Source organism: Duganella levis, from assembly GCF_009857605.1.
GTDB classification, from domain to species: domain Bacteria; phylum Pseudomonadota; class Gammaproteobacteria; order Burkholderiales; family Burkholderiaceae_D; genus Rugamonas; species Rugamonas levis.
The window spans coordinates 23,390-48,572 of sequence record NZ_WWCT01000018.1; the positions used below are offsets into that span (position 1 = coordinate 23,390).

The 25,183-nt window shown below is 63.5% G+C and carries 20 protein-coding genes; 13 read left to right on the plus strand and 7 right to left on the minus strand.

Annotated elements, in window-relative coordinates; all coding sequences use genetic code 11:
• Nucleotides 1-93 precede the first annotated feature (93 nt).
• From GTP69_RS20305 to GTP69_RS20320, 4 genes are all read left to right on the plus strand, one after another.
• The gene (locus tag GTP69_RS20305) at nucleotides 94-420 is read left to right on the plus strand and encodes a CzcE family metal-binding protein (protein ID WP_161056552.1); all 327 of its coding nucleotides are present in this window, start codon (nucleotides 94-96) and stop codon (nucleotides 418-420) included.
• Between the two features lie 4 nt (nucleotides 421-424).
• A complete protein-coding gene (locus GTP69_RS20310; protein ID WP_371868036.1) occupies nucleotides 425-841 on the plus strand; it encodes a DUF305 domain-containing protein in 417 nt (138 codons plus the stop codon).
• Nucleotides 838-2,184, plus strand: coding sequence for a YncE family protein (locus GTP69_RS20315; RefSeq protein ID WP_161056553.1), 1,347 nt, complete (start codon nucleotides 838-840; stop codon nucleotides 2,182-2,184). The genes GTP69_RS20310 and GTP69_RS20315 overlap by 4 nt, the downstream gene beginning before the upstream one ends.
• 102 nt (nucleotides 2,185-2,286) lie before the next feature.
• Nucleotides 2,287-3,168 carry a cyclase family protein gene (locus GTP69_RS20320; protein WP_161056554.1) on the plus strand — a complete coding sequence of 294 codons (882 nt, stop codon included), beginning with the start codon at nucleotides 2,287-2,289 and terminating at the stop codon, nucleotides 3,166-3,168.
• Between the two features lie 3 nt (nucleotides 3,169-3,171).
• Here the strand turns inward: GTP69_RS20320 and GTP69_RS20325 are convergent, their stop codons facing one another.
• Nucleotides 3,172-3,906 (minus strand): alpha/beta fold hydrolase, encoded by a 735-nt coding sequence (locus GTP69_RS20325; protein WP_161056555.1) that lies wholly within the window; start codon nucleotides 3,904-3,906, stop codon nucleotides 3,172-3,174.
• Between the two features lie 343 nt (nucleotides 3,907-4,249).
• On the opposite strand from GTP69_RS20325, the gene GTP69_RS20330 reads away from it, so the two are divergent.
• The 4 genes from GTP69_RS20330 to GTP69_RS20345 all read left to right on the plus strand — a co-directional run bounded on the left by GTP69_RS20330 (nucleotide 4,250) and on the right by GTP69_RS20345 (nucleotide 10,606).
• Entirely contained in the window at nucleotides 4,250-7,474 is a 3,225-nt protein-coding gene (locus GTP69_RS20330; protein ID WP_161056556.1) for an efflux RND transporter permease subunit, read from the plus strand.
• Nucleotides 7,464-8,618 (plus strand): efflux RND transporter periplasmic adaptor subunit, encoded by a 1,155-nt coding sequence (locus GTP69_RS20335; RefSeq protein ID WP_161056557.1) that lies wholly within the window; start codon nucleotides 7,464-7,466, stop codon nucleotides 8,616-8,618. The genes GTP69_RS20330 and GTP69_RS20335 overlap by 11 nt, the downstream gene beginning before the upstream one ends.
• Nucleotides 8,615-10,036 (plus strand): efflux transporter outer membrane subunit, encoded by a 1,422-nt coding sequence (locus GTP69_RS20340; RefSeq protein ID WP_371868037.1) that lies wholly within the window; start codon nucleotides 8,615-8,617, stop codon nucleotides 10,034-10,036. The genes GTP69_RS20335 and GTP69_RS20340 overlap by 4 nt, the downstream gene beginning before the upstream one ends.
• Before the next feature lie 81 nt (nucleotides 10,037-10,117).
• Nucleotides 10,118-10,606 (plus strand): Dps family protein, encoded by a 489-nt coding sequence (locus GTP69_RS20345; RefSeq protein WP_371868038.1) that lies wholly within the window; start codon nucleotides 10,118-10,120, stop codon nucleotides 10,604-10,606.
• A 50-nt stretch (nucleotides 10,607-10,656) separates the two neighbouring features.
• Here the strand turns inward: GTP69_RS20345 and GTP69_RS20350 are convergent, their stop codons facing one another.
• Both GTP69_RS20350 and GTP69_RS20355 read right to left on the minus strand, forming a co-directional pair.
• Nucleotides 10,657-12,399, minus strand: a complete 1,743-nt coding sequence (locus tag GTP69_RS20350; RefSeq protein ID WP_161056558.1) for a methyl-accepting chemotaxis protein — start codon at nucleotides 12,397-12,399, stop codon at nucleotides 10,657-10,659.
• 191 nt (nucleotides 12,400-12,590) lie between these two features.
• The gene (locus GTP69_RS20355; RefSeq protein WP_161056559.1) at nucleotides 12,591-14,141 is read right to left on the minus strand and encodes a sensor domain-containing diguanylate cyclase; all 1,551 of its coding nucleotides are present in this window, start codon (nucleotides 14,139-14,141) and stop codon (nucleotides 12,591-12,593) included.
• 147 nt (nucleotides 14,142-14,288) lie between these two features.
• On the opposite strand from GTP69_RS20355, the gene GTP69_RS20360 reads away from it, so the two are divergent.
• Complete coding sequence (locus tag GTP69_RS20360) at nucleotides 14,289-15,533, plus strand: MFS transporter (protein WP_161056560.1); 1,245 nt, start codon at nucleotides 14,289-14,291, stop codon at nucleotides 15,531-15,533.
• Here the strand turns inward: GTP69_RS20360 and GTP69_RS20365 are convergent, their stop codons facing one another.
• Complete coding sequence (locus GTP69_RS20365) at nucleotides 15,534-16,187, minus strand: hydrolase (RefSeq protein WP_161056561.1); 654 nt, start codon at nucleotides 16,185-16,187, stop codon at nucleotides 15,534-15,536.
• 221 nt (nucleotides 16,188-16,408) lie between these two features.
• Between GTP69_RS20365 and GTP69_RS20370 the strand changes: the two genes are divergently transcribed.
• Nucleotides 16,409-18,028: a diguanylate cyclase domain-containing protein gene (locus GTP69_RS20370; RefSeq protein ID WP_161056562.1), complete on the plus strand. Its 1,620-nt coding sequence runs from the start codon at nucleotides 16,409-16,411 to the stop codon at nucleotides 18,026-18,028.
• A 14-nt stretch (nucleotides 18,029-18,042) separates the two neighbouring features.
• Nucleotides 18,043-18,396: a hypothetical protein gene (locus GTP69_RS20375; RefSeq protein ID WP_161056563.1), complete on the plus strand. Its 354-nt coding sequence runs from the start codon at nucleotides 18,043-18,045 to the stop codon at nucleotides 18,394-18,396.
• Here the strand turns inward: GTP69_RS20375 and GTP69_RS20380 are convergent.
• On the minus strand, nucleotides 18,393-19,400 hold the full coding sequence (locus tag GTP69_RS20380) for a glycoside hydrolase family 53 protein (protein ID WP_161056564.1): 1,008 nt from the start codon (nucleotides 19,398-19,400) through the stop codon (nucleotides 18,393-18,395). The two genes, GTP69_RS20375 and GTP69_RS20380, sit on opposite strands and share 4 nt — an antisense overlap.
• 112 nt (nucleotides 19,401-19,512) lie before the next feature.
• On the opposite strand from GTP69_RS20380, the gene GTP69_RS20385 reads away from it, so the two are divergent.
• The gene (locus tag GTP69_RS20385) at nucleotides 19,513-20,385 is read left to right on the plus strand and encodes an ion transporter (protein ID WP_161056565.1); all 873 of its coding nucleotides are present in this window, start codon (nucleotides 19,513-19,515) and stop codon (nucleotides 20,383-20,385) included.
• Here GTP69_RS20385 and GTP69_RS20390 read toward each other — a convergent pair.
• Nucleotides 20,382-21,377: a zinc-binding dehydrogenase gene (locus GTP69_RS20390; RefSeq protein ID WP_161056566.1), complete on the minus strand. Its 996-nt coding sequence runs from the start codon at nucleotides 21,375-21,377 to the stop codon at nucleotides 20,382-20,384. The genes GTP69_RS20385 and GTP69_RS20390 overlap by 4 nt on opposite strands.
• 114 nt (nucleotides 21,378-21,491) lie before the next feature.
• Here GTP69_RS20390 and GTP69_RS20395 point away from each other — a divergent pair, with 114 nt between their 5' ends.
• Complete coding sequence (locus GTP69_RS20395; RefSeq protein WP_161056567.1) at nucleotides 21,492-22,367, plus strand: LysR family transcriptional regulator; 876 nt, start codon at nucleotides 21,492-21,494, stop codon at nucleotides 22,365-22,367.
• A gap of 54 nt (nucleotides 22,368-22,421) precedes the next feature.
• On the opposite strand, the gene GTP69_RS20400 is transcribed toward GTP69_RS20395, so the two are convergent.
• Nucleotides 22,422-25,181, minus strand: a complete 2,760-nt coding sequence (locus GTP69_RS20400) for a TonB-dependent receptor (protein WP_161056568.1) — start codon at nucleotides 25,179-25,181, stop codon at nucleotides 22,422-22,424.
• Nucleotides 25,182-25,183 lie beyond the last annotated feature (2 nt).

Genomic DNA, 25,183 nt, shown 5'->3' on the forward strand with positions numbered 1-25,183 from the left:
GGGATTACAAATCTGTCATTTGAGCGTCATCTTCCTGTCAGTGCCCATTGCCTAGACTGGCTACATCTTCACTCCACCCCGAAAGGAAATATCATGTTTAACGCTCTGCGCACCACCATCATCGCCGCCGCCTTCCTCACCGGCGCCGCCCACGCTTCGGTCAATCCGCATCCACAATTCGGCATGGCCACCAGCAATGACAACGCCGACCGCCAGGTGACCATCAACGCCAATACCAAGTCGGTCAACGTCAACAACGGCGACACCGTGGCCTTCAACGTCAACGGCAAGACCTTCACCTGGCATTTTGACACGCTGCACGCCGAAGAAGCTTTCAGCCTGGCCAAAATCGCCCCGGCCGGTATCGATCTCGGCAACGTGACGGTCTACGTCGGCAGCAACCCGCTGTACCGAGGCTAAGCTGGTGCGCGCCGCCCTCATCGCCGGCCTGGCCGCCCTGTCGCTCACAGCGGCAGCGGCCAGCGCGCAGGAGCACCACCATCATGGCGAGGCCGCATCGACGCCCCCGGCGTCGGCAGCGCCGCCCGTCTTCGTCGCCAGCAGCGCCAAGCCGTTCAGCGCGCTGATGGACGATGCCATGGCCGTCATGGACGCCGGCATGCGCCAGGCGCCGATGAACGGCAATCCCGACCACGACTTCGTCACCATGATGATGCCCCATCACCAGGGCGCTGTCGACATGGCAAAAGCAGTGCTGCTGTCTACACAAGATCCAGAAATCCGCAACCTGGCGCTGGGCATCATCGCCGAGCAGCAAGTCGAAATCCAAGTCATGCAGGCCTGGCTACAACACCATCTCACCAAGGAGACCACCAAATGAAGCAACTCGCATTCGCCGCCGCCATCGGCATGGCCCTCAGCGTTCACGCCGAAGCCGCCATCTCGCCGCTGGACCGGGTCTATACGGCCGACCAGAATACCAATACTGTCTCCGTCTTCAGCCCGGCGAGCAACACCCTGCTCGGCCAGATCAAACTGGGCAACCAGCGGCCGGACGTGCTGTCGCCGCTGTACAAGGGCGAGATCAACGTGCACGGCCTGGGCTTCTCCCCCGACCATAAGACGCTGATTGCGATTTCCAACGGCTCCAACTCGGTCACCTTTATTGATACCGCCACCAACAAGGTCAAAGGCAAGACCTACGTCGGCCGCTCGCCGCATGAAGGTTTCTTCAGCGCCGATGGCAAGGAAGTCTGGGTAGTGGTGCGCGGTGAAGACTATATTTCGGTAATCGATCCGGTGACCTTCAAGGAAACCCACCGCATCCAGACCGAACTGGGACCGGGCATGGTGCAGTTCCATCCGGATGGCAAGCTGGCGTTCGCCGTTTCCAGCTTTACGCCAACCGTCGACATCATCGACGTGGCGACGCACACCATCATCAAGCGCGTCAGCGTAGTCAGCCCGTTCTCGCCGTTCCTGCAATTTACCCCGGACTACAGCGAAATCTGGATGACGCACAAGGATGTCGGCAAGGTCACGCGCATCAGCACCAAGACGCTGGAAGTGACTGGCGTGATCGACACTGGCTTCATTACCAACCACCTGGCGTTTGCCAAGGTCGGCGGCGAAGTGCGCGCCTATGTGACGATCGGCGGCGAAAATGTGGTCAAGGTGTACAGCACCGGCCCGCAAGCCAAGCTGCTGGCGACCATTCCGACCGGCGCGTTGCCGCACGGCGCCTGGACCTCGGACGACAACAGCCGCGTCTACATCGGCCTGGAAAACGGCGACGGCGTGCAGGTAATCGACACCGCCACCAATAAAGTGATCGCCACCATGGGCGGCGGACAAGCGCCGCAAGCGCTGGTCTATCTGTCGAATGTGGCGCCGTCGGCCACAGATGCTTCCAACCTGGTGCCGCGCGTGAACCAGGATTCGGTGAATATCCAGCTGAAGCCGGTCGGCGGCGAGGCCAAGGGCTTTGTGGTGGTGCGCAGCCTGGGCGTGGTGGAGTCGATCGAGGCCTTTCTGTACAAGCTGAAGCCGGATACGCAATATGACGTCTATGCCGGCACCGGCGCAGCGCCGGTCGGCAGCTTCCGCACCAACGCCATGGGCATGGCCAACGGCACCATGATCGGTCCCGGCCACGCCGATGGCGCCATCACGGTCAAGCAGACCGGTGGCGCCACCGTTCTGACCTCCCTATCCCATAAGTAAGAGGATTGTTGAGCCAGACTCAAATCTCTTTTTACCGTGCGGTGCTTGCCGCTTCCTACCGTGCCACTGAGACTGGGGCTCTACCCCATCTCAGGAGACACAATGCAAAACAAGCCAAGCTGGTATCCGTCGCGCTTTGGCGCGGAAGATGAAATCGGCGCCGCCAACCTTATCACGCCGGAACGGGTGCTGAAGGCGGCGGCGCTGATCAAGACCGGCCGCACCTATCCGCTGGCGGTGCCGGTCAGCAAAGACCTGCCGGCCTTCCGCCACCGCAGCTTCAAACTGTACAACATCCAGCCAGGCGAACAGGCCGGCAAAACCACGGGGCCGAACCAGTTCACCTTCAACGACGAACTGGCGGTGGCGTGGACCGGCGTCGGCACGCAGCTCAACGGCATAGGCCATATCGGCATCAATCATGTGTATTACAACGGTAATGACGCCAAGGACTTCGTCACTGTTGAGGGCGTGAAAAAGCTAGGTGTGGAGAAAGTGCCGCCGCTGGTGGCGCGCGGCGTGGTGCTGGATATGACGGTGCATTTCGGCGTTGATATCGTGCCGGGCGGCACTACGATCACGGTGGCGGACATTGAGGCCACGCTGGCGCGCCAAGGCATAACGATCGAAGCTGGCGATGTGGTGCTGTTCAATACCGGCTGGCTGGAACTGATCGGCAAGGACGACAAGCAATTCCTGGAAGTCGAGCCGGGCATCGACATTGAAGCCGCCAAGTGGCTGGCTGAGCGCGATATCGTCGCTTTCGGCGGCGACACCTGGGCCTCGGAGGTCTATCCGAACCCGACCGGCGAGGAATTCCCCGTCAACCAGTTCATGCTGGCCCAACGCGGCATCTACAACCTGGAACTGATCGACACCCGGGCGCTGCTGCGCGACGGCGTCTTTGAATTCCTGTTTGTGCTGGGCCAGCCGTTGTATGTCGGCTCGACCCAGGTCAACATCAATCCGGTCGCGATCGCCTGATTCTTACTTCGCTGCTTCCAGGATCAGATTAGCGATCTCGTCCGCATGCGAGATCATCGACAGGTGGCTCGACGCCAGCTCGATGGTCTTGGCGCCCATGCGCTTGGCCAGGAAACGTTCCAGGTCCGGCGAGGTGGTGCGGTCGTTGGTCGATACCGCATAATAGGTCGGCTTGACCTTCCAGGCCGCCTGCGTGGTGCGGGCGCTGAACAAGGTCTGCGAGATGCGGCCCTGGCCAGCGTACAGCACGCGGGCGCGCGCCGGGTCCAGGTCGCCGCCGAAGTCGCGCACAAACGCTTCCTCGCTCAGTTGCGCAAAACCGTCCGCCGACTTGACCAGACCGGCACTGGCCGGCGGCGCCGGGAACTTGGCCGCCAGCGCGCCGTAATCCTCACCGGCATCCGGCGCCCGCGCCGCCACATATACCAGCGCCTTGACCTTCGGATCGACGCCCGTCTCGCTGATCACCGTGCCGGCCCACGAATGGCCGACCAGCACCACCGGCCCATCCTGCAGCGCCAGCACGCGGCGGGTGGCGTCGGCGTCGTCCGTCAGCGAGGTCAGCGGGTTCTGTACGGAGGTGACATGCTTGCCGGCTTTCTGCAATTTGGCGATCACGTCATTCCAGCACGAGCCGTCGGCGTACGCGCCATGCACTAACACGATATTATTAACTTCTGCCGAAGCGGCGCCGGAGAACAGTGCGGCGAAGGCGCCGGCCAGTAACAGCTTTTTCATGATGGTTTCCTTCAGTGGTGAGAATGAAACCAGTATAAAAATCTCTCCCTGACGGCAAGGTGACAGCGAGATTACAAACAGATTACATTCCGGCGTGGAATACAGCTTATGTACCGATTGATACATGCCAGAAACAATTCTTAAGTCAACTATAACGATTAAGACGATAAAATTATTCACTAATGTAGCAATTGTTAGCATCCCTGCTGCATAAGCGCAGCATCATCAGCTTCACCTTGGCATTGATTAGCCTGGCTCATAAGGTCATGCGATTCCGCCGCATTATTCAAAATGCTGCACCGCGCTATATTGTCCGGTCAGTCTGTCCCTGGGGGTAATTTGTGTGTTAATTGAAATCGTCCGCGTGGCGCTCCGGCGTCCCTATACATTTGTGGTCATGGCCTTGCTGCTGCTGATCATCGGTCCGCTGGCAGCAATGCGCACGCCGACCGACATCTTCCCCGATATCCGGATTCCGGTGATCGCGGTGGCATGGCAGTACACCGGCCAGCCGCCCGACCAGATGGCAGGCCGCGTCTCGACCCTGTTCCAGCGCGCGCTGACCACCACGGTCAACGACATTGAACACATCGAGGCCAACACCTTCACCGGCGTTTCCATCGTCAAGATCTTCTTCCAGCCGGGCGTCAACGTGGCGGTGGCCAATGCCCAGGTGACGGCGATCTCGCAGGCGCTGCTGAAGCAGATGCCGGCCGGTATCACCCCGCCGCTGATCATTAACTACAATGCGGCCACTGTGCCGATTCTGCAAGTGGCGCTATCGGGCAAAGGCCTGACGGAACAGCAGCTGTCCGACCTGGGCACCAACACCGTCCGCACGCCGCTGGTCAGCGTGCCGGGCGCGGCGATTCCGCTGCCATACGGCGGCAAGCAGCGCCAGGTGCAGATTGACGTCGATCCGGCGCTGTTGCAAGCGCGCGGCCTGTCGGCGCAGGACATCGCCAATGCGCTGGCTGCACAAAACGTGCTGACCCCGGTCGGTACGCAGAAAATCGATTCGCTCGAATACACCATCCAGCTCAACAGCGCGCCAACGGCCATCGCCGACCTGGCCCGCCTGCCGGTGAAAGTGGTCAACGGCACCACCATCTACCTGGGCGACATCGCCAACGTCCACGACGGCAATGCGCCGCAGACCAACGTGGTGCACGTCGACGGCAGCCGCTCGGTGCTGATGTCGGTGCTGAAAAATGGCTCGACCTCGACGCTGGCAATTGTCGACGGCATCCGCAACAAGATCGACACGCTGAAATCCGGCTGGCCGGAAGCGCTGAAAGTCACGCCGATCAATGACCAGTCCGTGTTCGTGCGCGCTGCAATCAAAGGCGTGGCGTCGGAAGGCGTGATCGCCGCCGCGCTGACCAGCCTGATGATCCTGCTGTTCCTCGGCAGCTGGCGCTCGACCATTATTATTGCCGTGTCGATTCCGCTGTCGATTCTCGGCTCCATCATCGCCCTGTCGGCGATCGGCGAGTCGCTCAACCTGATGACCCTGGGCGGCCTGGCGCTGGCCGTGGGTATCCTGGTCGATGATGCGACCGTGACCATCGAAAACATCAACTGGCACCTGGAACAAGGCAAGCCGGTGGAAACCTCGATCATGGACGGCGCGGCGCAGATCGCCACGCCAGCCTTCGTCTCGCTGCTGTGTATCTGTATCGTGTTCGTGCCGATGTTCTTCCTGGACGGCGTGTCGCGCTTCCTGTTCGTGCCGATGGCCGAGGCAGTGATCTTCGCGATGATCTTCTCGTTCCTGCTGTCGCGTACCCTGGTACCGACCATGGCCAACTACCTGCTGAAACCGCACGACACCGGCGAAGGTCATGCCCACGGTCACCACGGCGCGGCCACGCTGCCGCCATCGCGCAATCCGCTGGTCAACTTCCAGCGCGCCTTCGAAGCCCGCTTCGAGCGCCTGCGCGCCGGTTACTACGGCATCCTGGAATCGGCGATCGGCAGCCGTCCGAAGTTCATCATCGGCTTCATGGTGGTGGTTCTGGCCTCGTTCGCGCTGGTGCCTTTCCTGGGCAGTAACTTCTTCCCATCGGTCGACTCCGGCCAGGTGCTGCTGCACGTGCGCGTGCCGGTCGGCACCCGGATCGAAGAAACTGCGGCCCGCTTCGCCCACATCGAGCAAGCCATCCGCCGCGTGATCCCGTCCAAGGAAATCGTCACCATGACCGATAACATCGGCATGCCGGCCAGCTCGATCAATATGGTGTACAACAACACCGGCATGATGGGCACCCAGGACGGCGACTTCCAGATCGCACTGGGCGAAGACCATGCGCCGACCGCCGAGTACGTGCGCAAGCTGCGCAAGGTACTGCCGGAAGAGTTCCCGGACACCACCTTCTCGTTCCCGCCAGCCGACATCGTCGGCCAGATTCTGAACTTCGGTTCGCCGGCGCCGATCGATATCCAGATCCGCGGCGCCAAGCTGGATGACAACTACGTCTACGCCGACAAGCTGCTGAAACGTATCCGCGCCATCAAAGGCGTGGCCGATGCCCGCATCCAGCAGTCGAACAAGGCGCCGGTGTTCAACGTCGACCTCGACCGTACCCAGGCGCAGCAACTGGGCCTGAACACGCGCGACATCACCAACAGCATGGTGGTCAACCTGGCCGGTTCGTCGCAGGTGGCGCCGACTTTCTGGCTGAATCCGGCCAACGGCGTCAGCTATCCGATCGTCATGCAGACCCCGCAACCGCAGCTCGATTCGCTGACGGCGCTGGCCAACCTGCCGGTTGGTAACGGCAGCACCACCGGCACCGCCACCCTGGGCGGCGTCGCCAAGTTCCAGCGCGGCACCGCGTCGGCGCTGGTCAGCCAGTACGACATCGCGCCAATGGTGCAGATCTACGCCACCACCCAGGACCGTGACCTCGGCGCCGTCGCCAAGGACATCAACAAGGTGCTGGAAGAAACCAAGGCCGAACTGCCTAAGGGTTCGTCGGCGCAAATGCTGGGCCAGGTGAAAACCATGGACCGCGCCTTCTCCGGCCTGCTGTTCGGCCTGCTGGGCGCCGTGGTGCTGATTTACTTCCTGATCGTGGTCAACTTCCAGTCGTGGCTGGACCCGGCCGTGATCGTCTCGGCGCTGCCGGCCGCCTTGGCCGGTATCGTCTGGATGCTGTTCGCCACCAATACCACGCTGTCGGTGCCGGCACTGACCGGCGCCATCATGTGTATGGGTGTGGCCACCGCCAACTCGGTGCTGGTGATCTCGTTTGCGCGTGAACGCCTGGAAGAACTGGGCGACGCCACCGCCGCTGCACTGGAAGCCGGCTCGGTCCGCTTCCGTCCGGTGCTGATGACGGCGCTGTCGATGATCATCGGCATGCTGCCGATGGCCCTCGGCCTGGGCGATGGCGGCGAGCAGAATGCGCCGCTGGGCCGCGCCGTGATCGGTGGCCTGATCTTCGCGACCACCGCAACGCTGCTGTTCGTGCCTGTGGTGTTCAGCCTGGTGCACAAAAAGCATGCGCCGAAATCCCAATCTAACGACCAACCTATTTCCGGAGCACCTGTCCATGCAAACTAAAACTACTCGTATGGGTCACAAGCCGCTGGCCCTGGGTCTGATCGTGCTAGCCGCCGCCCTGGTGGCAGCCGGCGTGATGAGCCGCCGCTCGGTCGCCGAGCAAGTCAACGAAGCCAGCGCGCCGCTGGTGCCGATGGTCAGCGTGCTGGCCGTCAAACCGATCACCGGCGCGCCGCTGGAACTGCCGGCTCGCATCGAAGCGTGGCAACGCGCGCCGATCTACGCCCGCGTCAGCGGCTACCTGAAAAGCTGGAGCGTCGACATCGGCGCGCCGGTCAAATCGGGCCAGCAGCTGGCCGATATCGAAACGCCTGACCTCGACCAGCAACTGCTGCAAGCCAAGGCCGAACTGGCCAGCGCGCGCAGCAACCTGACGCTGGCGGCCAGCACCGCCAAGCGCTGGCAGGGTCTGCTGACGGCGGACGCCGTCTCGCACCAGGAAGCCGATGAGAAAGCCGGCGACCTGGCCGCCAAACAGGCCGCCGTCAGCGCCATGCAGGCGAATGTCGACCGCGTGCAATCGCTGCAGCGCTACACCCGCCTGGTGGCGCCGTTCGACGGCGTGGTCACCACCCGCAACACCGATGTCGGCGCGCTGATCAGCGTCGGCGGTGCGCCGGGCACGGAACTGTTCGTGGTGTCCGACATCAGCCGCCTGCGCGTCTACGTCAACGTGCCGCAACGCCAGATCGCCGCCATCAAGGTCGGCGACAAGGCCGAGTTGAGCGTGCCGGAACGTCCGGGCAAGACCTTCATAGCCACCGTGCAGTCGCTGTCGCAGTCGATCAATGTCAGCTCCGGCGCCATGCTGGTCCAGCTGACCGTGCAGAACGACAGCCATGACCTGCTGCCGGGCGGTTACGCCTCGCTGCACTTCGACGCGCCGCTGACCAGCAACGCGCTGAGCATCCCGCCAAGCGCGCTGATCTTCAACAAGGCCGGCACCCAAGTGGCGACGCTGGGCAAGGATAACCACGTGGTAGTGAAAACCATCACCGTCGGCCGCGACCTCGGCAACGTGCTGGAAATCGCCTCCGGCCTGGATAGCAACGACCAGGTGATCGCCAATCCGCCGGACGGCGTCGCCACCGGCGATGTGGTCCGCGTTGCCGCTGCTGCCACCAACGCCAAGGCCAAGCTGTGAAGATCTTCAATCCCGCTCCCCTCACCCTGGCCGTGACGCTGGCGCTGGCCTTGAGTGCCTGCGCCGACGCCCCGGTCCAGGCGCCGCCGGCGGTGCCGCTGGCCGACGCCTTCCGCGACCTGCCGCCCGGCTGGGCCGACGCCAACGCCAAGGCGCCGCAACTGCCCGCGGACTGGTGGAAAATGTACGGCGACCAGCAACTCGACCAGCTGCAACAACAGCTTCTGGATAACAGCCCAGATCTGGCCAGCGCACTGGCGCGCTACCTGCAGGCGCAGGCCGCCACCAATACGCTGCGGGCAGCGCAATCGCCGACCCTGGGCGCTTCGCTCAACGGCCAGCGCGACCGCCAGTCCGACCTCAAGCCGCTGCGCGGCGCCACCTCGCCGGCGGAATACAACAGCGGCACGCTGCAGTTCGACCTCGGCTACGAAGTCGACCTGTGGGGCCGCATCAGCAAGCAGGTCAGCGCTGGCGTGGCGCAGGAACGCGCCGCCAACGCCGATCTGGCGGCGGCCCGCCTGTCGCTGCAAATCCAGCTGGCCGACACGCTGCTGGCCTTGCGCGGCGCCGATGCCGACCTCAAGCTGCTGCGCGAAACCGAAGTCGCCTACAAGCGTCAGGCCGACCTGATCAACCGCCGGCATGAAGGCGGCAGCGCCTCCGGCCTGGACCTGGCCCGTGCCGAGACCCAGCTGGAATCGACCCGCTCGCTGCTGCGCCAGCGCCAGGCCCAGCGCAATGTGCAGGAACACGCGATTGCCGCGCTGGTCGGCGCCAACGCCGCCAGCTTCACGCTGGCGCCGAATGACGTCAGCTTCGTGACGCCGGCGCTGCCGGTCGGCCTGCCGTCGCAATTGCTGCAACGCCGTCCGGACATCGCCGCCGCCGCGCTGCGCGTGGCTGCCGCCAGCGACCAGGTCGGCGTGGCGCGCACCGCGCTGTTCCCGTCGCTGACGCTGAACGCGTCGGGTGGTTTCCAGTCGAGCGACTTCGGCCGCTTTGCTCAGGCTTCCAACTTGTTCTGGGCAGTCGGTCCGTCGCTGGCCGTCAGCCTGCTGGATGGCGGCCGCCGCAAAGCGCAGATCGCCAACGCGGAAGCGCAGCTGGATGAAGCCGGCGCGCGCTACCGTTCGGTGGTGCTGACCGCCTTCCAGCAAGTCGAAGACCAGCTGTCGCTGCTGACCAACTACGACGAAGCGTCCAAGTCCGACCATCTGGCCGCGACCGCCGCCCAGCGCGCGCTGGACCTGGCGCAAAAACGCTACGACGAAGGCGCGGCCAGCTATCTGGAAGTAGTGACGGCGCAGACCGCCTACCTGCAATCGCGTCGCAGCGAGCTGGACCTGTCGACCCGCTACCGCCAGGCCGGCGTGCAGCTGGTCAAGGCCATCGGCGGCGGCTGGACGGCGGGCTAAGCTGGATCTAACAAGCTGGACAGGCAAAATCGGCGTCATGGCGCTACAATGGCAGAGTCAACCGACTCACCAAGGAGCAAAATGATGGGTGTTAAAGCGATCAAGATCGATATCGGTCTTACCGAAAAAAGCCGCGCGAAAATCGCGGCTGGCCTGTCCGGCCTGCTGGCCGACAGCTACACGCTGTACCTGATGACCCACAACTTCCACTGGAACGTCAAGGGTCCGATGTTCAACTCGCTGCACCAGATGTTCATGACGCAGTACAGCGAGCAATGGACCGCGCTGGACCAGATCGCCGAACGCATCCGCGCGCTGGGCTACCCGGCGCCGGGCACCTACGCCCAGTTCGCCAAGCTGGCCACCATCAAGGAAGTCGACGGCGTGCCAGTCGCGCTGGACATGGTGCGTCACCTGGTCGCCGCGCAGGAAGCCACTGCCCGCACCGCGCGCAAGCTGCTGCCGGTGGTCAACGAGTGCGACGACCAACCGACCGCCGACCTGCTGACCCAGCGTCTGGACGTGCACGAGAAAACCGCGTGGATGCTGCGCAGCCTGCTGGAAGAATAAATCTTCAGTACCTTAGCAAAAGGGGCCGCATGCGGCCCCTTTTTTTTCGTTTAGAACTCTTCCCACTCCTGGCTGTTATCAGCCGGCGCCTTGCGCGGCGCCGATGACGCCGCAGCGGCCGGCTTGGCCGCTGCCTTGGCTGCCGGCCTGGTCGCCAGCTTCAGCGCCGGCTTGCGTGGCGCCGCAGCGGCGGCTGTAGCGCGCGCCGCCGGCCGCGCAGTCGAGATCTTGCGGGCCGCGATATTGCCGCCTTCCACCTGGAACACCGCCACCATTTCGGCCAGCTTGACGGCCTGCTCCTGCATCGCCTGCGATGCCGCCGCCGCTTCTTCCACCAGCGCCGCATTCTGCTGCGTCACCGTATCCATCTCGGCCACCGCCGTGTTGATCTGCTCGATGCCGATTTCCTGCTCGCGGCCTGCCGAGCTGATCTCGCTGATGATGTCGGTCACGCGCTTGACGCTGGTGACGATCTCTTCCATCGTGGTGCCGGCCTCGTTGACCAGCGCGCTGCCGCTGCCGACCTTCTCCACCGAATCGGTAATCAGCGCCTTGATGTCCTTGGCGGCAGCGGCCGAGCGTTGCGCCAGATTGCGCACCTCGGTGGCGACCACTGCAAAGCCACGGCCCTGCTCGCCGGCACGGGCCGCTTCCACGGCCGCGTTCAGCGCCAGGATGTTGGTCTGGAAGGCGATGCCGTCGATCACGCCGATGATGTCGGCGATCTTGTCGGACGATTCGGTAATCGAACCCATGGTACCGATCACGCGGCTGACCAGCTCGCCGCCCTTGATGGCGATGTCCGACGCCGACGACGCCAGCGTATTGGCCTGGCGGGCGTTGTCGGAATTCTGGCGCACGGTCGAGGTCAGTTCTTCCAGCGACGAGGCCGTCTCTTCCAGGCTGGCGGCCTGCTGCTCGGTGCGGCGCGACAGGTCGAGATTACCGGCGGCGATTTCGCTGGACGCGGTGGCGATCGCATCGCTGCCCTCGCGCACGCTGCGCACGGTGTCGGCCAGCCGCTCCTGCATCGCGCCCAGGCCTTCCATCATCGCCCCCATCTCATCCTTGCGGCCATGCTCGATGCGGTTCGACAGATTGCCGTCGGCCATGGCGTGGAACAGCGTCAGCGCCTGGTTCAGCGGGCCCATCACAGCGCGCAGCAGCAGCGTGCCCGACACAGCGGCCAGCACGATGCCGATCACGACGGCGGCAATCGCCAGCGTCAGGTCGCGCTGGTAGGCGGACTGGCTGGCGTCATACTGGTCGGCGGTGGCTTTCAGCTGATAGTTGGACAGCTTTTCCGAACTGTCGGTGTACAGGCGGAACAGGCGGGTGACTTCGCTCAGCATCATGCGGTCGATCTCGGGCTTGTTCTTGTCATTGATGGCCTTGATCGCCACCAGCAAGCCGTCCTTGATCAGCGCGTCACGCTGCGCCGCCACCTGGTCGGCCAGCGCCTTTTCGCCTTCGCCGAACGGCAGCGAGTAGTAGCTCTTCCACAGCTTGTCGCTGTTCTCCATGAAGCCCTGGGTGCGCTTCAGTGTCTCCGGCACGTTGGCCGCGTCCGGCGCCATGGCGACGCGGTCGAGCGACAGACGCGCGCGGTCAATCTGGATTTGCGCCTCGTAAATGGCTTTCATCGACACCATGGAATTGCTGTACACATCCTTCAACACGTTGTTGGATGTATGCAACGACATGATGCCGCGCACGCCGATGAAAATGATGAGGAGCCCGAGCAAGGCCATGGTGCCGATCAGCCGGGTACGAATGGTCAGGTTAGCAAACATAATATTTTTCCAATCGAAAGAAAATCGATAGCTGCCCTATGAGGACATTGAGATCGCTAAAAGAGTTCGGACACGGCGGGGATGGGGCCGTAGTAATAATGACGCACGCCCGGCGGGAGTGGCATGGCGGCGGAGAATTGGGTGCAATCAGCTTAGCGGAATACTTTCCATATAACAAGTGATATCCATGACTATCCCCTAGGGCCGAGCCGGCGTGCCGCCTTGGCCTGGTACATGGCCTGGTCGGCCGCTTCCAGCAGCAGCGCCAGACTGTCGCCAGCGGCCGGATACAGCGCCACGCCGATGCTGGCGGCGGCGGTCAGCGCCAGGCCGTCGATCTGGTACGGTTGCGCCATGAGCCCACTCAGCTTGTCGACCACATGGGCGGTCTCGGCCGCGCCAACGTCGGCCAGCATCACCGCAAACTCATCGCCACCGAGGCGCGCCGCCATGTCGGCCTTGCGTAACTGCGAGCGCAGCCGCACCGAGGCCTCGATCAGCAACTGGTCGCCCGCTGCATGGCCGTGGGTGTCGTTGATGGCCTTGAAGTGATCAAGATCGAGGTATAGCACCGCCAGCGTGCCGTGGCTGCGCTGGCAGATCGCCAGCTGCTGGGCCAGCACCTCGTGGAACATGGCGCGGTTGGCGATGCCGGTCAGCACGTCGTGGTTGGCCTGGTGCTGGGCCCGCAACAACATGGCCGAGGCCTTGACCAGCGCATCGCCGACCTCGTCCGCTTCGCGCACGCCGTAGGAGACCGGCGCCACCGCCTCGCCGGCGCCCAGCGCCAGCGCCGGCGCGATCAGGCCATGCATGGCGCGGCGGATGCGGGTGCCGATGCGCCACGCGATCAGCAGCCCGGCGCCCAGCAAGCCGATGGTGGCCAGCACCAGCGACCACAGCTTGCGGCGCATCTCGCTCTTGAGGTTTTCCAGCGGAATGCCGATCGCCACCGTCCAGCCGGAATTGACGGCGCGCGACATCACCGCCAGGATCGGCGTGCCATCCAGCGTCCGGGTTTCAAATGCCCCCTCGGCCTGCTGCTGCATGCGTTCGCGCACCTGCGGCAGCGCCTGCGTGCCGACGAAGCGCTGCATGTCCGCCGTACGCGCCACGATACGGCCGCCACGGTCGATGATGCTGGTGATCCAATGGTCCGGATAATGTTGCTGGCGCAGGATGCCGCCGAAGCGTTCGACCGCAATGCTGGCCGTCAGCGCGCACCAGGCGCCTTCGCGCGAGTGCAGCGGAATGCCCACCGCCACCATCTGCCGCTGCGCCACCGGGCCGATGAACAGGCTGGAGATAAACGTGGCGTCGCGCTCGCGCATGAACTTCAGCGAGGCTGAGTCTGGCTCGCGCGGCAGCGGCACGCCGTACGGACGGAAGGTATTCATCAACTGCTGGCCGGAAGCGTCTTCCAGCACCACATTGAAAATATTCTGGCGCGCACCGAGCTGGCGCGCCTGCGCGTCGAAGGCTTGCAGATCGCGCAGCCGCAAATCGGGTGAAGTGGACAGGCCGACCAGCGCCGACTCCACGATCGCCAGTTCCTTGTCCACTTCCATGGCGTTGGCGCGCGCGGTGGCCATGGCGCTGCGGGTGAAGTTGTCGTAGGTGAGCTGGTAGTCGTAGTCAATCAGCAGCGCCGCCAGCAAGGCTGCGGGCAGGATACAGGCCAGTACCAGCAGCATGAGTTTGAAGCGTATCGATGCTGCGAATTCCAGTGTCAAGCGCGTCATGCCAAACCACCCTGTTCAGATAAATGCATTTTCAGTTGCAATTTTACAATATAACTTGGCGGCGATCTATGGTTGGCTGACACCATACGTGACTGAGAGCAATGAAATATACTGGGTGTCTAGTGTTGGCTGATCAAGGTACAGGGCATGGAAACAAAACGCGCGGCGCTGGAGCGGCCATGGCTGATCGTGGTGCTGCTGGCGCTGGGGCAGATGATTTCCTTTGTCGACCGCACCAGCCTGTCGTCGGCGCTGGCCGACCACGGCTTCATCAGCGAATTCGGACTGACCAGCGTTGAGCGCGGCTGGCTCAGTTCGGCCTTCTTCTGGTCGTATGGACTGGTGCAACTGCCGATGGGCTGGATCGTCGACCGCTACGGCGTCAAGTGGCCATACGCCATCTGCCTAGCCGTGTGGTGCATGACGGCGGCGGCCACCGGCCTGGTCGGCACGCTGTGGGCGCTGATCCTGATGCGGCTGCTGATCGGCGCGGCCGAAGGTGTGGTGGTGCCGGCCACCTACCGCTACCTCGCCAACCACTTTGCCGAACGCCAGCGCGGCACGGCGCTGGGCATCTTCTCGGTCGGCGGCAAGATGGGGCCGGCGCTGGGTGCACCAATCGCCGCCTGGCTGATTGTGAATCACTCGTGGCAGCTGATGTTCATCGCCACCGGCCTGACTGGACTGCTGTGGCTGTGGCCGTGGCTGACGCAGGTGAAGAATGATTTTCCGTCGCCGCAAGAGCTGGCGGTGCGGGTGGAGCAAGCGGCCTCGGTGCCGCTGCGCAATCTGCTGGTCAGCCCGGTGGTCTGGGGCGGCATGCTGAACAATTTCTGCTACGCCTACTTCTACATCTACTGCATGACGTGGATGCCGGCCTACCTGGTCGAGCAGCGCGGATTGACACTGCAAAAATCCGGGCTCTACACCTTCTTCAGCTTTGCCGGCATCGCCGTGGTGGCGGCGCTGGCCGGCTGGAGCGCCGACCGCCTGATCGCCCGTGGCCACGACGCCGTGCGGGTGCGCAAATGCTTCATCGTCGCCGGCTTCATCGGCGCCACCACCGTGCTGCTGGGGGCGTATGCGGACACGCTGCGCATGGCGCTGTTCTGGAATGTGGTGTCGCTGTCGTTGCTGGGACTGGTCACGGCCAACCACCTGGCGCTGAGCAAGCTGACGCTGATCCCGCTGCCGGCGGTCGGCCTCAACACCGGCCTGCTGCAAGTGGCGACCAGCCTGGCGGGCGGCGTCTCGGCCAGCCTGTCCGGCTGGCTGCTGCACACCAGCGGCAGCTACACGCTATCGATGAAAGCCATCTTCCTGTTCCTGCTGTTGGGCGCCACCAGCACGCTGGTGCTATTCCGCCGCCAGTGGGCGCCCAAGATCCGCTGATTAGTGACCTTCAGCCGCGTTGAACATGGTTTTGGCGTAGATCAGGCCCAGGCCGTAGCCGCCGCCGTGGGCGATCGAGGTCGCTACGGTCTCGTTGTAGGTCTCGCCGCGGGCCCAGTCGCGTTGCAGTTCCAGCAGATATTGCAGCGAGGTCATCGGACGGGCGCCGGCCTGGATCATGCGGGCCACGGCGCGTTCATGCGCTTCGTCGGAAACGTCGCCGCTGGCGTCGGTGATGACGTAGACTTCAAATCCCTGGTCAATTGCCGACAGCGCCGGGCCGACGATACAGACCGAGGTCCACAGACCGGCCAGCACGATTTTGTCCTTACCGATGGCATTCACGCGCTCGGCGATGCGCGGATCTTCCCAGGTATTCATGGTGGTGCGGTCGATCGCCACTTCGTCCGGGAACACGTCCTTGATTTCGTTGAAGATCGGGCCGGAGAACGATTTTTCCGCCACCGTGGTCAAGATGGTCGGCACCTTGAATTCCTTGGCCGCTTTCGACACCAGCGCCACGTTGTTACGCAGCAGGACCGGGTCGATCGACTTGGTAGCAAACGACATCTGCGACTGGTGATCGATCAGGATCAGGGCGTGGTTAGTTGGGCTCAGCAGGGTTTGACCTGGTTTGGCGATGGCGGTTGGCATAATGTATTCTCCTAAGATTCAAAAATTTCGATGTGGTGTTTAGCGCCGCGTCTTGCTGTGTGCCGCGCTGATGGAATGAATTATGCGGCAACCATCCACAATCAAAAAGCGGAAAAGTTACCACCCTATTATCGAAATTTTCGAAAGCCTTGCGAGCGCGGCCTTCCGGGCGACGGCGCTATACTGGCCTCCCTATTGCGCGGTGCAGGTCAGGAGCCACGATGCGGCCGCTTTCCAGCTTCTTCCTCAGCTTTAAGTTCAAGATCAGCGCGCTGATCATTGCACTGCTGCTGTTCGCCGGCATCGGCGCCGGCGGCATTTCGCTGTTGATTGCGGAATCCGAACTGCGCCAGGTCATCGCCCGCCAGGAACTGTCGCTGCTGACCGGCGCCGCCGCCTTCATTGACAACGACCTGCAAAACAAGCGCCAGCTGCTGAAAGCGCTGGGCGAAGAAATCAACGACCGCAGCCTACCGCTCGCCGATCTCCAGACCCTGCTGGAAGCGCACGAAACGCTGCGCGACACCTTCTTCAACGTCAACGCCTTCGACCTGTCCGGCAACCTGGTCGCCAGCCTGCGTGACCGCAACGCCAAGCGCATCAATATCGCCGAACGCAAATATTTCCAGGACACGCTGCGGCTGCAGGAGGGCGTGATCTCGACGCCGATCAAGAGCGCGCTGTCCGGCCAGCCGGTGGTGGTGATTACGCAGCCACTGCGCGACGCCGATGGCAAGCTGATCGGCATCGTACTGGGCGCCATCGACCTACTGCGGCCGTCGTTCTCAGCCCAGCTGGATGCGCTACGCTCGGGTGCCGACGGCTACCTGTTCATCGTCGCCGGCAACGGCGTCACGGTGCATCATCCGGACAAGGCGCGCATTCTGGAAAAAGGCGACGACGCTCCCGGCACGCTGCTGGACGCCGCACTGCGCACGCCGGAAGGCTGGGAAGACGGCCTGCTCGACGACGGCGTGCCGGTGCTGCTGGTGCACAAGCACTTGCGCGAAGTGGACTGGACCATCGCCCTGTCCTACCCGCTGCGCAGCGCGTTTGCCTCGATGCAAAGCGTGCGGCTACGGGCGCTGCTGGGCGCGGCCGTGCTGACCGCTTGCGCCGGCCTGTTCGGCTGGGCCATCACCAAGAAGTTGCTGCGTCCGCTGGCGAAGCTGCATGAACATGTGGAAAACATCAGCGCCGGCCGCGCCGATATCGTCGTGTTCGATGTTGCGCGGCGCGACGAGTTCGGCGACCTGAGCCGCGCCTTCTACGGCCTGTCGCAGCGCCGCGAGCAGGCGGAGCAGGAACTGCACCACCTCGCTACCACCGACGTCCTGACCGGTCTCAACAACCGCCGCATGTTCGACGCCTTCCTGCCGCAAGCACTGGCGCGCGCGGCCCGCTCCGGCCAGCCGGTGGCCTTGGCCATTCTGGACGTCGACCACTTCAAGGACATCAACGACACGCTGGGCCACGCCGCCGGCGATCAGGTATTGGTGGAATTTGCGCGCCGGCTGTCGGCAGCCGTGCGCGCCAGCGACACCGTGGCGCGACTGGCCGGCGATGAGTTCGTCATTGTCTTCGAGCAGCTGTCGTGCCCTGCCGAGATGCACGTGCTGGGCAAGCGCATACTGGAAGCCATGCACGCGCCGTTTGCGCTGGGCAGCGTGCAGCGCGTGGTACAGGCAAGCATCGGCATCGCCGTCACCCACAGCGCCGGCGTTGACGTCGAGGAACTGATGCGCGCCGCCGACCAGGCCTTGTACGGCGTCAAGACCGCCGGCCGCAACAGCTTCGCCATCAACACCGTCGGCGCCGAGCGGATGGTGCGGGTGCGCTAAGCAAGGGGATACCCATGCCCAACAAGCTTCCGTCAGCCACGCGACTGCTGCTCATCGCCGGTACCGGCCTGCACCTGGCAACGGCACTATTCCTCGGCAGCGGCGGCGCCGGCTTCCGCGCAGGGTTGTGCGTCTGGTCGCTGACGCCTTATGCAGTGCTGGCGGTGGCGATGCGGCGAGGTGCCGGCATCGGCTTGTTCACCGGTGCTCTACTCATCTTGCTGCTGGACGCAGCGACTTTCTGGTCGGTGTTTGTGGTGCCGAGCAATTCCACCGCTGCGCTGAACATGCTGGTGGCGCCGCTGTGGAATCTGCTGCTGGTAGCACCACTGGCCATAGCAGTTGACGCCTGGTACAGACGCCGCTAGTCGATGCAGAAGGCTTCCATCGCCTTGGTTGGTCGGCCGTCGGCGCCCCAAGCGCTCAGCTCGTAGTGGCTCCAGCTGCGCGCACCTTGTGGTTCCCAGTAGATCACGCCCAGCCCCTTGTGGTCCGGCACCGCTTTCACCTTGCGCTGCACCGCCACCAGCATGTCGTAGGTATTTTGCGGCTGCGTATCTTCGCCGCCGACTTCCACCACCATCACTTCCTTGCCGTAGCGCGCCGCCATGTCGTTCATATTGGCGGCCAGGTCGTTAATCGAGGCGGTGTAGTCGGGCCGGCCATCCAGCCAGTACGGGTAGTAGGACATGCCGATCACATCGTACTTCGCGCCGTTGGCCTTGGCGTTGTCGAACCAGGTGCGGAAGCGCTGGCTGTCGTTGCCGCGATCCAGATGCAGCACCACCTTGGACGTTGGACTGACCGCCTTGATGGCGTCGTAGCCCTGGTTGATCAGCTGCGCCAGTTGCGGCCAGTTGTCGGTGTGACCTTCGGGATAGATCATGCCGGTCGGCGTTTCATTGCCGACTTGTACCCACTCGGGCGTGACGCCGGCCTGCTTCAGCGCGCTCATCACCTCATGCGTGTAGCCGTAGACATCCTGCAGCAGTTGCGGGAAATCGTGACCGATCCACGCGGCCGGCTTGCGCTGCTGCTGCGGATCAGCCCAGCTGTCGCTGTAGTGGAAGTTGATCATCACGCGCATGCCCATCTTCTGCGCGCGCACCGCCATGGCGACGGTTTCGTCCTTGCTGTTGTGGCCGCTGGCGCGGTCGCTGGACGGGTTGACCCAGGTCCGCAGGCGGATGGTGTTGACGCCGTCCTCCTTCAAAATCTGCAACAGGTCTTCCTGCTTGCCCTGGCGGTTATAGAATTTGTAGCCGGTGGCTTCCATCTGCGGCAGCCAGCCGACATCGGCGCCTTTGACGAATGGTTCGGCGTGGGCGGCAAAGGTAGCCGCCATCAGGAGTGCGATCAGGATGTTTTTCATGCGCGTATGCTAGCCCAAAGGCAGAGCGCGCAGGCATGCGGAAAATGGCAGAATCCATGCCCTTTCGATATGGACGCTCCGCCGTGGCGTTTGCCGGTAAGATAGAAACACCATGACCACCCAAGACTCCGCCACCGTCCTCACCTCCGATCCCCACCAGCGCCTCGGCAAGCCCGCCGGCGGCTGGCGCGCCGCTTTGTACGCCATCATCTTCGAATCCGACACGCCGAAAGGCCGCGCTTTCGACCTGGCGCTGATCGGCGCCATCCTGCTCAGCGTGCTGGTGGTGGTACTCACCAGCGTCAAGCCGATCGCCGACCAGTATGGCGAATGGCTGCATGCCGGCGAATGGTTCTTCACCGTGCTGTTCACCATCGAGTATGTGGCGCGCTGCCTGTGCGTGCAGCGGCCGGTGCTGTACGCGCGCAGCTTCTTCGGCGTAATCGATGTGATGTCCATCCTGCCAGCCTACATCTCGCTGTTTGTGCCGGCCGCGCACGTGGTGTCGGGCGTGCGTATTTTGCGGCTGCTGCGCATCTTCCGCATCCTCAAGCTGACCTTGTACATCCAGGAATACAGCATGCTGGGCGATGCCCTGCTGGCCAGCCGCCGCAAGATCTTCGTGTTTTTGTCGGTGGTGTTCCTGATCGTGTTTTTGCTGGGCAGCGTGATGTACGTGGTGGAAGGTCCGGAAAACGGCTATACCAGCATTCCCACCGCCGTCTACTGGGCCATCTCGACCATGACCACGGTCGGATTCGGCGATTTGGTGCCGAAGACCGACATCGGCCGCACCATCGCCTCGTTCATGATGCTGCTGGGCTGGGGCATCCTGGCCGTGCCGACCGGTATCATCAGTTCCGAGATCACCCACCAGCGCGGCCAGCGGCTGCTGTCGCTGCGCGTCTGCCCCGGCTGCCACAGCACCGGCCATGAACCGGAAGCCCGTTACTGCAAGAACTGCGGCACGGCGCTGCCCTCCTAAGCCGTCAGGATCGCCTTGCGGCCGTCGGACGAGGTGTAGGCCATGGCCGCGTCGATCTGCTCGTAGCTGAACTCCTGCCCCTGCCAGGTGGCGAACATGGGATCGGCAATCAGCGCTTGCAGAGCCGTCAGCGCCGCCACCAGCCGCGCTGGCTGCTTGACCGTGGCGCTTTCGAAATTGCTGAAGCGGCGGATGGTGAGGTTTTTCATCATGAACAGCGTGGTGTGGATGGCGGCAGGCGCCGCGCCGCCCAGGAAGCCGTAGCAATAGACGGTGCTATTCGCCGGCAGGGCCGGCGCGATCTGGCCCAGCAGCTCACCGCCGACGCCGTCGAACACCGCAGTCGCCCGCAGTTCCGCAGCCAGTACAGCCAGTTGCTCGACATAGTCCTCGCTGGTGACGATGACGTGCTCGACGCCCAGCGCGCGCAACGTCTCGGCAGCAGCCTCGCTGCGCACCAGAAGAATCGCCGGCATTTGCCGGGCCCGCGCCAGCGCCGCCATGGCGTGGCCGGTAGCCGAATTACCGGCAGTGACGATCACGCCCTGGAGCCCGGCCTCGGCAACCTCCTCAAGAAAAGCATAAGCGGTGATGACGTTGACCAGCGAGCCGCAGTAATCCCTGGCCTTCACATGCTCCGGCAGGATCAGGCAGCTGGTGTAAGGGATAACTGCCGTCTCGCACCACAAGCCCACGCTGCCCGGGCTGCGCGTCAGCGAACGATAGATCGCCACCTGCTTGCCGGCGTATTCGGCTGGCACGCCATCGCCGAGCGCGACCACCCTGCCCGCGCCCGACGCGCCCCACACATCGTGGCGCGACGCCGGAATCTGCGGGCCGGCCGCCGCCGGCATTTTCAGGAAGGTCTTGTCGCCATGATTGATGGCCGAGGCTTCCATCGCCACCAGCACGTGGCCGGCCGCCGGTTGCTGCGGGGCCGGAAGATCGCGCACTTCAAGTTCGCGGTTGACAGTGACACAAATCGCTTTCATTGCTGCACTCCGTTTAATGATCCAGACCGCATCATAGGAAACCTGATCGATTGACGAAACGCCGGTCGACGACATACCATCGATTCCACTTTGGAATTGATTGGAGCAAAAAAGATGGATCGTCTGGATGCCATGCGCCTGTTTGTGCGGCTGGTGGAATGCGGCAGTTTTTCCGCCGTCGGCCGCGAGGAAGGCATCGGCCAGCCGGCGGTCAGCAAGCAGATCGCCGCGCTGGAAAGGCACCTCGGCGCGCAGCTGGTGTTACGCAACTCGCGCAATGTCGTCATCACCGATGCCGGCCAGGCCTTCTATGAATCGGCCAAGCAGCTGATCGATGACTTTGACGCAGTGGAATCGTCCGTAGGCGACCGCCAGCAATCGCCGCGCGGCCTGGTCAGGGTCAGCACCGCGCCGGGCCACGGGCGGCTGTGCGTGACGCCGCTGCTGGCCGAATTCTTCCGGCGCTATCCGCAGGTATCGGTGGAAATCTCCGTGTCCGAACGGCCGGTCGATCTGGTGGCGGAAGGCATCGACATCGCCATCCGCCATGGCCGCCTGCTGGACTCGTCGCTCACCGCGCAGCAATGGTCGGAGACCGATTTTGTGCTAGCGGCCAGCCCGGCCTATCTGGCGGCGCATGGCACGCCGTCGAATCTGTCCGACCTCGACCGTCACACCTGCATCGTCTTCGCGCGCGGCCGCGAGCGTTACCCATGGCGCTTCCACAGCGGCCAGCAAGCCGTGTCCTACGTGCCGCGCGGTTCGCTATTGACCGGCGACGCCGAACACGTGCGCGCCGCCGTGCTGTGCGGCCTGGGCGTGGCGCAGGCGCCGCGCTGGCTGCTGGAAGACGAGATTCGCAGCGGCCAGGTCAGCGTGCTGTTGCCGGCCTTGCAGCCGGAGCGCCTGCCGCTCAACATCGTCTATGCAGCCGGCCGCCGCGTGCCGATGCGGGTGCGCGTGCTGATCGACTATCTGCTGGCCCAATAAAAAAAGCCCCCAGCATTGCTGCCGAGGGCTTCTGATACGACAGACTGCTACAGCTTAGAACTTGTAGCTAGCCGACACGTAGCCAGTGGCGCCGTGTGCATCGTAGTAGGTTGGATCGTAGCCAGCCTGGAAGTAGTTACCCAGGCCGATGATCTCAGGTGGCTGACGGTTGAACAGGTTCTTCACGCCAACACGTACGGTCAGGTTTTTCACGCCGGTGTACGACACTTGCGAATCCCAGGTCGAGAACGCGCCAACACGTACTGGCGTCACCGATTTTTCCAGGTCTTCATCCGCGCGGGTTGCGTCGTGGTAGCCCGACTGGAAGTTCTGGGTCAGGTTGACGCCCCAGTTCTGGTATTTCCAGTCAAACGCCAGCTGATGCTTCCAGCGCAGGATGATGCCGCCGTTGGCGACCGCGTTCAGCGGCGAGCCGGTTTCATCAACGGTGCGCGCCACGCTCTGCTGCACGGTACCGTCCGGCAGGGTCATGTCGTACTTGGTGACGTAGGTGCCGTTCAGGCGGGTCGCGAAGGTGCCGTAGTTGGCGGTCTTGGCGATGGTCCAGCGTGCATCCAAATCGATACCGGCGGTTTTCAGGCCACCAGCGTTCAGGTTGGTGCTGGTGATCTGGGTGATGTTGCCAGCCGCGTCACGTTGCACCAGCGAACCGTAGGCTGGGATGCCTTCGTGGTCGACGATGAACTCAGGGCTCAGCGAGGTCACCAGGTTGTTGACGTTGATTTTCCAGTAGTCGATCGCGATCGAAGCGCCTGGAACCGGATCAATCACGAAGCCGACCGAAGTCTGTTCCGATTTCTCTGGTTTCAGGTTTGGATTGCCACCGGCCAGCACGTTGAACTGACCAAAGGTGTTGGTCTTCGGATCGGTGAAGCTGGCGCTGGTGCCCAAGGTTTGCGGGTTGTTCAGCTCAGGCAGCGCTGCTTCGCGGAAGCCACGGCCGTAGGAAGCGCGCACCAGTACTTGTTGCAGCGGCTGGTAGCGGAAGCTGACCTTCGGATTGGTCGCGGTCGCGTTTGGATAGCGGTCGGTACGCACGGCCAGATCGGCTTCCAGGTTTTTCAGGATCGGTGCGTTCAGCTCGGCGAAGATCGCCGACGAGTTACGCGACGCCGACAGCGGCAGCGTTTGGCCGCCGTAGCCCGAGATGTCGCCCGACTGGTAAGCAGCCGATGGGTTCAGGTCCAGCTTCTCGTCGGTCATCGACGCGCCCACTGCGAACTTGGCCATACCGGCTGGCAGCTGGTACAGGTCGCCCGAGATGCGCGCGTTCAGCGAGTCATTGCTCAGGGTCGAGTTGATCATATTGCCAACGTAGTTGGTGGCGTAGATCTGCTGGGCCAGTGCTGGCGACTGGGTCGCAGCGAACGGGTTGAAGGCGTTGTTGTTGCTCAGCAGTTTGACCAGCGCCAGCTGCGACTGGTAGCCGGAGATGGTGTCTTCGCTGACGTTGCTGGAGTTATGGGTGTAGGCCACATCGTAGTCGTAACCTTTGACGGTGCCGCGGAAGCCCATCACCAGATGGCTCATCTTGGCGTGGTCGTCGTGCGAGCGACCGCCGCCGTCAAACGCGCGGTAGCTGACGGTCACCGGCTGGCCATTGACGGTTGGGTAGTTGGCGGCCAGGTAGGACGCTGGATAGTACGGGCTGCTTGGCGACAGGATGATGGCCGGGTACACATTGGCGGTAGCGAATGCGTTGTCGGTCGACAGGAACGAGGCGCTGTACGGCGACGACTGTTCGCTGGTGGTGGTCTTCTGTTCCGAGTGGAAGCCTTCGATGAAGAATTCGTTCTGCTCGTTCAGCTTGAAGCGGAAGTTGGCCGAGACGTTGGCGCGGGTCACGTCCGGGAACAGCGGCACGGCGCCGGCCGAGTTGAAGCGGCACGAACCGGTGTTGGCGTCGAACTGGCTGCCGTTGGTGGTGCAATCGCCGCCATTCAGCGGGTTGCCCAGGCCGGAGCCCAGCGAGGCCAGCGAATTCGGGATCACGCCGTTGGCGTTTGGCTTGGTGGTCGGGTTGAAGGTGCTCAGGTTGCCGCTTGGGGTCGCCGAGGCGTCACGCAGACCGTTGTTGTTCCACGATTCGCGGGCGTAGCCGCGCTGGCTGCCGTAGATCGCTTGTTCCTTGGCGACGTCAGCCGACACGGTGAAGTTGTAGCGGTCTTCGTCGTAGTCGCCGAAGCCGGCCAGGATCGAGGCCTTGGTGTTGCGGCCGCCGCCGTCCTTGGTGCCGCTGCCGTAGCCGGTCACTTCCACGCCGTTGTAGTTGTTGCGCAGGATGAAGTTGATCACGCCGCCGATGGCGTCGGAACCGTACACGCCGGACGCGCCGTCTTTCAGGATTTCCACGTGGTCCACAGCGGCCAGCGGGATCGAGTTGATGTCGACCGAGGTACCGTCGGTGGCGAAGTTGGCCAGGCGGCGGCCGTTGACCAGCACCAGGGTTTTGTTCGAGCCGAGGCCACGCAGCGAGGCGGCAGCCAGACCGTAGGTCGAGGCGCCGGCGCCCTGGGCGCTCACGGTGCCGCCGACGGCGGTATTGGCGGTGATGCTGGCCAGCAGCGCTTCGGTGCTGGTGGCGCCGGTCTTGGCGATGTCTTCACGGGAGACGGTCTGTACCGGCAGCGCGCCTTCAACTTGCGCGCGTTTGATGGACGAACCGGTGATTTCCACGCGGGCGATAGGCGCTTCCGGCGCGGTTTGGGCATGTGCACCGGCGATCGCGCCAAAGGCCACGGTGCCGGAGAACATCAGGCGCAGCGAGCGCGAGATAACAGTTTCTTTGGTCATAT

Coding starts and splice junctions, on each gene's coding strand:
- GTP69_RS20305 (WP_161056552.1), top strand. CDS start 94: ATGTTTAACGCTCTGCGCACCACCATCATCGCCGCCGCCTTCCTCACC.
- GTP69_RS20315 (WP_161056553.1), top strand. CDS start 838: ATGAAGCAACTCGCATTCGCCGCCGCCATCGGCATGGCCCTCAGCGTT.
- GTP69_RS20320 (WP_161056554.1), top strand. CDS start 2,287: ATGCAAAACAAGCCAAGCTGGTATCCGTCGCGCTTTGGCGCGGAAGAT.
- GTP69_RS20325 (WP_161056555.1), bottom strand. CDS start 3,906: ATGAAAAAGCTGTTACTGGCCGGCGCCTTCGCCGCACTGTTCTCCGGC.
- GTP69_RS20335 (WP_161056557.1), top strand. CDS start 7,464: ATGCAAACTAAAACTACTCGTATGGGTCACAAGCCGCTGGCCCTGGGT.
- GTP69_RS20345 (WP_371868038.1), top strand. CDS start 10,118: ATGATGGGTGTTAAAGCGATCAAGATCGATATCGGTCTTACCGAAAAA.
- GTP69_RS20350 (WP_161056558.1), bottom strand. CDS start 12,399: ATGTTTGCTAACCTGACCATTCGTACCCGGCTGATCGGCACCATGGCC.
- GTP69_RS20355 (WP_161056559.1), bottom strand. CDS start 14,141: ATGACGCGCTTGACACTGGAATTCGCAGCATCGATACGCTTCAAACTC.
- GTP69_RS20360 (WP_161056560.1), top strand. CDS start 14,289: ATGGAAACAAAACGCGCGGCGCTGGAGCGGCCATGGCTGATCGTGGTG.
- GTP69_RS20365 (WP_161056561.1), bottom strand. CDS start 16,187: ATGCCAACCGCCATCGCCAAACCAGGTCAAACCCTGCTGAGCCCAACT.
- GTP69_RS20370 (WP_161056562.1), top strand. CDS start 16,409: ATGCGGCCGCTTTCCAGCTTCTTCCTCAGCTTTAAGTTCAAGATCAGC.
- GTP69_RS20375 (WP_161056563.1), top strand. CDS start 18,043: ATGCCCAACAAGCTTCCGTCAGCCACGCGACTGCTGCTCATCGCCGGT.
- GTP69_RS20380 (WP_161056564.1), bottom strand. CDS start 19,400: ATGAAAAACATCCTGATCGCACTCCTGATGGCGGCTACCTTTGCCGCC.
- GTP69_RS20385 (WP_161056565.1), top strand. CDS start 19,513: ATGACCACCCAAGACTCCGCCACCGTCCTCACCTCCGATCCCCACCAG.
- GTP69_RS20390 (WP_161056566.1), bottom strand. CDS start 21,377: ATGAAAGCGATTTGTGTCACTGTCAACCGCGAACTTGAAGTGCGCGAT.
- GTP69_RS20395 (WP_161056567.1), top strand. CDS start 21,492: ATGGATCGTCTGGATGCCATGCGCCTGTTTGTGCGGCTGGTGGAATGC.
- GTP69_RS20400 (WP_161056568.1), bottom strand. CDS start 25,181: ATGACCAAAGAAACTGTTATCTCGCGCTCGCTGCGCCTGATGTTCTCC.